This is a genomic window from Proteobacteria bacterium CG1_02_64_396 (genome assembly GCA_001872725.1).
Taxonomy (GTDB): Bacteria; Pseudomonadota; MNWR01; order CG1-02-64-396; family CG1-02-64-396; genus CG1-02-64-396.
Map to the genome: position 1 here is coordinate 1 of MNWR01000045.1, position 7,785 is coordinate 7,785.

Here is a 7,785-nt window from a genome sequence, read left to right on the forward strand (position 1 = left end):
GGCTCGTGAGGGTCTGCACTACGTCCCCTACGATGGCTTCCAGGTCACCGCCCACGCTCGAGAGGCCGTCCTGACCGCCGATCAGGCGGACGCTTGGCGCGCCAATGGCCACCGGGTCAATGCGGCCCCGGTGGCGATTCCGGTACCCGCCCCGGTCGAGATCCCCCGTCCCGTTCCAGTCCCGGTGCCGGTCTCCATACCCTCGACCTCGACCTCCACGATCACCGACAACGCGGGGGGCGGCTCCGCCTCCCTCGATCCCACCGTCCTGGCCCGAGCCATCGCCGAGGCGCTGCAGGGGCAGATGGGCGGGGCCAGCGGCTTGACCCTCAACCTGGACGTCGTCATGCAACTCGACGGCCGTGAGATCGGCCGAACCGTGCGGCCGGTGATCTATGAGGACAGCGCCGCCGGGTTCCCGACCGTGCACGTCAGGGGGGTGGTGTCGTGAGCGCTTTTCTCGATTACGCGCAGCGACCCTCCGCCGAGCTGATCCAACTGGTCGAGCTCTATCCGATCAACGGCTCCGGCCCCTTCTTCCTGGCCGACGCCCCCTATGTCACCGAGCCCGAAGACGCGCACTCCAACACCATTTTTTGGCCGGTGATCGAGCGCTCTCTGGGCCTTCGCCGGGCGATCCAAGACATCCGCTCAGGCGGTCGCACCACCAGCACCTTCGATTGGTTGCGGCTGGCGTCGTCGGCCATCGACGACTCCGCCGCAGCAGCGGTCGACCTGGCAACGGTCGCTCTCGATGGGGCCACGGCCAAGATCGAACTGGTCGGCCCCCGCAGGGATGTGCCGTACACCGAAGACAACGTCATTCAGGTCGCCGAGGTTGGTCGTTCCCGCCACTCATCCGAGGGGTGGCTGGAGTTGGAGCTGCGCGACCCGACCGCCCGCTTTGATCGCGTCATGCTGCCACCAGGGGTCATCTCCGCGACCGACTACCCCGACGCCCCGGCAGCGAGCCTGGGCAAACCAATCCCGCTGCATTTCGGGCGTTCCAGGGGGGTTGCCGGGATTTTGATCAAGGCGACAACCGAATGGGTTTACCTATTCGGCGAGGGCCCCTATCAGGCGATCAGCAACGTCTGCGTCAACGGCGCGATCGCCGCCGGGGTCACCGTTGACGCCGCTGCCGGAACCGCCACCTTCACCACCAAGCCGGTTGGCCCGGTGACCGCCGACGTGGAGGGCAAGGTCGACAACGGCATCTGGTTGTCGACCACCGCGCAGGTGATGGCCTACTTGGCGGGCCGGTTCGGAGGGGCGGGCGGTCCCGACGTCGTCGCGAATGGCTCTTTCGACGCCAACATCATCGACGGCTGGGGGGGGGGGACAAATGCAACGTGGGATGCGGGTCGGGCCAAGATGACCGCCACAGCGTCCTCCGCCGCCTACCTGGGGCAGGATCTCGACGTGACACCCGGACGGCTCCACCGACTTGTCCACGACGTCGAGCAAGTCGATGGGGATTCGCGCGTGTATATCGTCGATCTAACCCTCGGCGTGACGATAGCCGCCAGCACCTGGTCTGGCGCCAATCTAGTGACCGGGCAGGGCGTGGACTTCATTCCAGCCGGGAATCAGGTGCAAATCCGTCTGTTCAGGATGTACGGGTCGGTGGGCGATACCTGGTTTGACAACATCACCGTCTTCATGCCGGGCTGTCAATTCGACGGTCTGCCGACCGGGGTCATCGGCTACGAGGTCAAGGGCGCTGTCAGCCTCGGAGCGGCCCTCACCGAGCTGGCCAAGGGGTGTCTGGCCTGGTGGGGATTCGCCCGCTCCGGCGACCTGATCACCCGCCAGATCGCCACCCCTGCCGGAGGGGGTGTGACCGTGACCGAGACCCAGGGGATGGGGGAGCTGACCTGGGAGAGCGAGCCCCTGGGGGCCAATCACGCCGTCACGGTGACCTACCGCCCCAACCACACTCAAATCCAGACTCCCGCCGCCAGCGTGGACGCCGCCACCCAACAGTGGCTGCAAGGGACCGGCCTACAAACGCAGCGCGAGATCACCCCCACCACCACCAGCACCATCGCCACCCCCATCAAGACCTTCTTCGACGCCCAGGCCGACGCCGAGGCGATTGGCGACCTCTACCTATCGATCTTCGGGGTTGAGCGTCGCACCGGGAAGGTGTTGGTCCCCTACGGGGCGGGGACTTTCGGTCTGAGCGATGAGGTGACCGTCGATGGCATCGATGCGCTGGTGATCGAGGTCAACGAATCCAGCGGGCAGGGCGAGAGCCAGACCCTTGGGCTGTTGCGATGAGCGCCGCACCAATCTTCTCGTTCGCCAATGCCGCCTCGCGAGCTGTGAGCCTGACCGCCGACAGCGAGGCGGGCGGCATGCCCGCTGCCTACCTGCAAGACGCCCGCCGCTCGGCCCTCTATCGCTCAGGGGCGGTCAGCACGGTCAACCTGGCGGTGACCTTGCAGTCGGGGGAGTCGGTCGACGTGCTGGGCCTGGTGGATCACATCCTCCCGGTGGACGGCACGATTCGGGTTCAGAGCTGGAGCGACGCCATCGGCGGCAGCGTTCAGGTGCTCGATCAGACCTTCAGCGCGTGGCCGACCGGGGTGGTCCCCTCCCCACCCTGGCGCAGCGGATTTTTGGGGCTGTTGTCTGCCCCCCTGTCGAGCCTGTACTGGCAGGTCACCCTGAGCGGGACCGGGTTGGCGTATCAACAAGCTTCCATTCTGTGGCTGGGCGAGCGCTGGCAACCAGCTCAGCGTCAGCAGAGGGGCTGGCCGCTGAGTCGGCGCCCCATTACCACCTGGCGGCACACACCGGGCGGGCAACGCTACGGTCGTGGTCGGCTGGGGCCGCTCGAGTGTGCGATTCAGTACGACTGGCTGACCCCCGAGGAGCGGCATGAGCTGTTTTTGAGATACACCCAGGTCGAAGACAGAACCCCCTTTTTGTTCTGCGCCAACCCCGACGGGGGGAGGGGTCAGCTCGAAAGCCTGATTTACGGAACTTTCGACGGCCAGGCCTCGGGCCGCTTTTCTGAACGCACTTTTCTAGCGACCTCCGCCCCGGCGCGGATCGTCGAGGCCCTAACTTAAGGAGGACGACCCATGCACCTCGTCCAGTGGTACGCAGGCGAATTGACCGCCACCGTGCGGCAGAAAAACGGCGCGGCCGAAGACCTGACCGGCGCCGATCAGGTGACCTTCAAGGCGGTCGGATCGAACGACACCATCGGCCCGTTGGTGTGCACCATCGACCCCGACCAGGTCGGCCACAAGGGGGGGGCGGCCGTGCCGGTGACCCCTGCTCTGCTCGACCGGACTGGGACCTTCAAGGTGATCTGGGGGGTGACTCGGGGGAGCGATACGGTCAACGGCGACTTCGACGATTTGGTCCTATCGCGGCCGCCGATGGCTCGATTCGACTACATCCGAGGCAACGCCCCCTCATTCCAGATCCGCGTCCCCGGCGCCGACTTTTCGGCGGTGGCCAGCATCGAACTCTTCCTGACCGCCGACCCGACTGCCATCGGGGCCGCGCACAACGGCACCATCGCCTACGCGGCCGCCAAGGGTAAGGAGTGGGTCGACGTCGCCCTCACGGCGGCCGACACCGCCAACGCCGAAACCCGTTACGGCCGCATCAAGTACGACGGCCAGTACACCGACGTCATGCTCTGGGTGGGGCGGTCGCTGTGAGCACCGGGACCGTCCTAGCCCTGCCCGACGTGGCGGTGTCGGCCGTGATCGACACCGGTCGGCAGGGGCAAGTCTCGCGGGTTGCCACCGTCGCCGTCGATGCCGTGCTGGCGACCGGCTGCCAGGGGGTGGTGTTCTCGACCCCGCCCGCGTTGATCGTCTCGGCTGCCCTCGAAACTGGAGGGCAGGGGCAGGTCGGCGCAGTGCCCAGCCTGGTGCTGATCGACCCCGCCGCCGTCGATGCCTTTGCCGACTGGCAGCGTCGTTTGAACTGGTGGGGGTCGACCGGGGGCAAGACCTTGGAATTCACCCCGGTGATGGTCGCGGCCGTGGGCGACACGGGGGGACGGTTGGGGGATGTCGGAGTCTCCGGCGCCGTCGTCTACAACGCGGGCAGCCACGCCTCGGCCGAGATGCGCTGGGCAAGTTGGAGCGCGGATCATTCCGCCACCCTGGTGGGCGCCAGCAGCGGGGTCACCTACACCCACAACCTTGGCACGACCAACCGAATCACCAAGGTCTACCCGGTCACTTTGGACGGTACCCTGGGCGACGTCTGGGTGGTGCGCGGCAGCAACAGCGACACAATCTACTGGTCGGGCAGCTACGTCGGCGACGTGATCGCGGTGACCGTCCGGGCGACCAACGTCCGCAGCGTCGTGCAGGGGGATTGGACGATCACTGCTGCCGGGAAGTTTGTCGCCGGGTCGCATGACCTGCTGCCGGTCGCTGTCCACAACGCCGACACCGGCGGCGCAGCCGGAGACCTCTACGCCCTCCCCGTCGCTGGGGGGTGGACTTTCTACTGCACAGGCAGCGCCGAGGTTCAAGCGCGCATTGCCCTGCTCCTCTAATTTAAAGGAGGCCACCGTGGCCCAATCGGACGTGAACGCGCTCGGACTGGCAAAGAGCGCCGGAGATAATCAGGCCAACGCGGTAGCCATTGCCGCGGCCGCCCTTCGAGGTGAGGTCGACAAGCTAGACGCCTGGATGACTCGCCTGCCGCTGCGCCGCGTCGGCGAGAGTCGCGACATGGCCGGATCGCTGACGTGTGGACGCGCAGGCACGGCCTATCAAATCAATCCGACGACCGGATATTACGAGCAGGTAAGCGCCAACGTGGCTCGCTTCCAGCGGATGAGCGACGGACGTCTTGGCCTGCTGGTCGAGCCTGCATTTACCCAACTGCTTACCGCCCCGACCAATCCGAGCGATGCGGCATGGACCCGCACCAATCTGTTGGCCGACGTCACTGGCCGGGCCGACATGCTGGGCACCAGCACGGCGGCCAAGGTGGTGCCCAGCACCGTCGGCGGCAACCACGACATCAGCCAGGCGATTGCCGGTGTGGTGGCCGGAGAAGGGGTAACCGTCGTGCTGGAGTGCCGGGCCGACGGGCTAGCCGAAGGCAAGCTGCTGGTCGACAACGGCGCGGGTGATGCCTGGTCTCTTGCCTACAACCTAACCACCCTGGCGATCACCTCCACGACCGGCACACCGGTTAAAACCGAGATCTGGTCTCGCGTCGGTGGTTTCGTCGGCATCAGGATGACCCAGATCGCCGCCGCCTCGGGGAGCTACACGGTGACTTGGAGGCTGCTGGAGGGTGCGGCGGGCGATGGATCTAGCGGGGTGGTACTGTCGACGCTGGAGGGATTCAGAAATATCCAGCGCCCAGCAAACCCTGTGCGCGGCGCAGGAACCCAAGGTGATGACGCCATTAGCCTCACCTACACCGGCAACGTCACCAAACCGACCGCGTCGGGCGGTGAGACCATGCTGGGGGCTGTCGAGGTGGTCAACTCGACCGACTTGATGAGTTTCACAACGACGTCTGGGGTCTTGTTCTCCACGCCGGGAGCCAGCTATCGCGCCCTATGGATCGGATTCAACAACGAATCGATGCCGTCTTTCCTCTACGGGGGATCTCTGACGAACGACCGGGTTTTATCGACGACTGTATTAGCACCAGGGTATGTGCTCAGTCTAGGGTATCGGCGCAACGGCAGCACCGTAGAGATCTTCATCGACGGTGCCGCCGATGGATCGGGATCAACAACGACGGTAGGCGGGGCGGCGACCTCCATTAAGGTCGGGGGTAACTGGGGATTGATGATCAGTGACTTCCGCTTTTATGCCCGCGCCCTATCTGATGCGGCCCTTCGCTTGATTGCTGGAGGTTGACCATGTACGTCGATCTTCTGACCCATTGCCCCGATCCAGCCGCCTTGCTCGCCGAGGTGCAAGCCAAGCACCCCGACCGGGTGGTCTATGACGGCAACAACCCGGTCGGGTGGGACATTTTCAAGGCCCCATCGGCACATGCTGCCGACGGAGGAGTCGAGACGATCGCTCACTGTCGCGTGACCGTGGGGGACCTCGCGTCCGTCCGCTCGCTGGGGCGTGTGGAGGTGCTGGCAGAGGCCCACTACGACGGAGCGACCCAGAGCACCCACGACGCCCTCTATGACGCTCTAGCAGCTAACCCCACCGCTGTAGCGATTTATGAGCGGGTGACTGGGCTGACTCTGCCCGAGCGCGTCCTGGGGGTGATCTGATCGACCGCCGTCGGCGATAGGCCGACGGGGGGTGGGGGTGGCCGCCCCCTTCCCGCGAGAACACCGCCTCGCATGACCAGGCCCGGCCTAGACCGTGGTCACCCCGCCACCGTGCGCACACGGCGGGAGCAGTGTATCGAGGACAGACCCTCCATGAAACTAGAACCGGTCGCCGTGGTGCGACCACCAGCAGCCTATATCGGTGGGAAACGCAAGTTGGCCAAACGGCTCGTCGCGATGATTGAGCAGACGCCCCACGACATTTATGCAGAGGCATTCATTGGTATGGGCGGGGTGTTTTTTAGGCGGTAGGCACGACCGAAGTCCGAAGTGATCAACGATTACAGTAAAGACGTGTCCACCTTTTTCAGGGTGCTACAGCGCCATTATCAGGCGTTCTTGGACATGATGTGCTGGCAGATCACCACCCGCAGCGAATTCGACCGACTGGTCGGGACTGATCCCGCCACCCTGACGGATCTGGAGCGAGCCGCCAGGTTCTTTTATCTGCAACGCACCAGCTTCGGCGGCAAGGTCAACGGACGGACCTTTGGTACCTCACCGTCGGAGCCGGGTCGCTTCAACATCGTCAAACTTGCCCCCCTTCTTGAGGACGTACACGAGCGATTGTCTGGGGTAGTGATCGAGCGATTGAGCTACCAGGCATTCATCCCCCGCTATGACCGCGAGGGCACCCTCTTTTACCTGGACCCGCCCTATTGGGGGAACGAGAACGATTACGGAGAGGGGCTGTTTGGCCGAGGCGATTTTGAGCAGATGGCCGAACTTCTGGCAGGCATCAAGGGGCGTTTCATCTTAAGCATCAACGACCGCCCGGAGGTGCGGGATGTGTTCAAGGAGTTCACCTTACAACCGGTGAGCCTGACCTACACGGTAGGGTGAAGGCCGACCCCGGCCAAGGAGCTGATTATCACCTCTTAAACGACCATTTAAGCCCAGCCTAGCCCGCCGCGTATGACAAACCTAGCGTCGTGTCATGACAATTTGCGCGGCGGGCCACAGTTCGGCCACGGGGTGGCCTCCGACGCGCAATGGCTTTTGCGTCGGTCCAGGCCTGACCCGAAGCCCCATCCCTTGTGTCATCCCCGCGCAGGCGGGGATCCAGCGGTCGCGGGGGCGACAGCGCTGGGGGGGATGGGGACGCCCCGGTGAGCCCAACGTGCGTTCGGGCTGCGAGGGCAGGCGCAATCGCGCCGAAGGCGGCGCTCCTACCACATTGCCTGCGCGGGGATGACGCTTCGGGGGGGCGGGGTGGTGGACTCTCCCCTAATCCAGACGCGTGCCTACGCCTGGTCAGCGCACTCCTCGCCGAATTCGACGAGGAGTGGATGGCCGGCAAAATCTACCTGAACTTCAAAATCTGAATCCCGTGGCTTAACAGGAAAAACCAGGACTTTTTACAGAAACAATGTTGCACAATCGCTGAATCAAGAGTATGGAGTTGAATTGTTGCTCTTGGCTGTATGGAAACCACCAGAGGAGGACGGATCATGAAGCGATGGACACCGTTGTTGTTGGGATGG

General features: G+C 64.6%; 6 protein-coding genes and 2 pseudogenes. All 8 read left to right on the forward strand.

The genetic code is table 11. The annotated features are described in order from the left end of the window. The 8 genes and pseudogenes from AUJ55_05460 to AUJ55_05495 all read left to right on the forward strand — a co-directional run bounded on the left by AUJ55_05460 (nucleotide 1) and on the right by AUJ55_05495 (nucleotide 7,144). A pseudogene (locus AUJ55_05460) lies at nucleotides 1-451 on the forward strand (hypothetical protein). Continuing rightward, nucleotides 448-2,283, forward strand: coding sequence for a hypothetical protein (locus AUJ55_05465; protein OIO58182.1), 1,836 nt, complete (start codon nucleotides 448-450; stop codon nucleotides 2,281-2,283). Before AUJ55_05460 ends, AUJ55_05465 begins: the two are co-directional and overlap by 4 nt. Beyond that, on the forward strand, nucleotides 2,280-3,080 hold the full coding sequence (locus tag AUJ55_05470) for a hypothetical protein (protein ID OIO58183.1): 801 nt from the start codon (nucleotides 2,280-2,282) through the stop codon (nucleotides 3,078-3,080). Before AUJ55_05465 ends, AUJ55_05470 begins: the two co-directional genes overlap by 4 nt. A gap of 12 nt (nucleotides 3,081-3,092) precedes the next feature. After that, on the forward strand, nucleotides 3,093-3,683 hold the full coding sequence (locus AUJ55_05475) for a hypothetical protein (protein ID OIO58184.1): 591 nt from the start codon (nucleotides 3,093-3,095) through the stop codon (nucleotides 3,681-3,683). After that, nucleotides 3,680-4,537 (forward strand): hypothetical protein, encoded by an 858-nt coding sequence (locus tag AUJ55_05480; GenBank protein ID OIO58185.1) that lies wholly within the window; start codon nucleotides 3,680-3,682, stop codon nucleotides 4,535-4,537. The genes AUJ55_05475 and AUJ55_05480 overlap by 4 nt, the downstream gene beginning before the upstream one ends. 16 nt (nucleotides 4,538-4,553) lie before the next feature. After that, nucleotides 4,554-5,867: a hypothetical protein gene (locus AUJ55_05485; protein OIO58186.1), complete on the forward strand. Its 1,314-nt coding sequence runs from the start codon at nucleotides 4,554-4,556 to the stop codon at nucleotides 5,865-5,867. 2 nt (nucleotides 5,868-5,869) lie between these two features. Further along, on the forward strand, nucleotides 5,870-6,241 hold the full coding sequence (locus AUJ55_05490) for a hypothetical protein (GenBank protein OIO58187.1): 372 nt from the start codon (nucleotides 5,870-5,872) through the stop codon (nucleotides 6,239-6,241). Between the two features lie 153 nt (nucleotides 6,242-6,394). Further along, a pseudogene (locus tag AUJ55_05495) lies at nucleotides 6,395-7,144 on the forward strand (DNA methyltransferase). The last annotated feature ends 641 nt before the right edge of the window (nucleotides 7,145-7,785 follow it).

Coding starts and splice junctions, on each gene's coding strand:
- AUJ55_05470 (OIO58183.1), top strand. CDS start 2,280: ATGAGCGCCGCACCAATCTTCTCGTTCGCCAATGCCGCCTCGCGAGCT.
- AUJ55_05475 (OIO58184.1), top strand. CDS start 3,093: ATGCACCTCGTCCAGTGGTACGCAGGCGAATTGACCGCCACCGTGCGG.
- AUJ55_05490 (OIO58187.1), top strand. CDS start 5,870: ATGTACGTCGATCTTCTGACCCATTGCCCCGATCCAGCCGCCTTGCTC.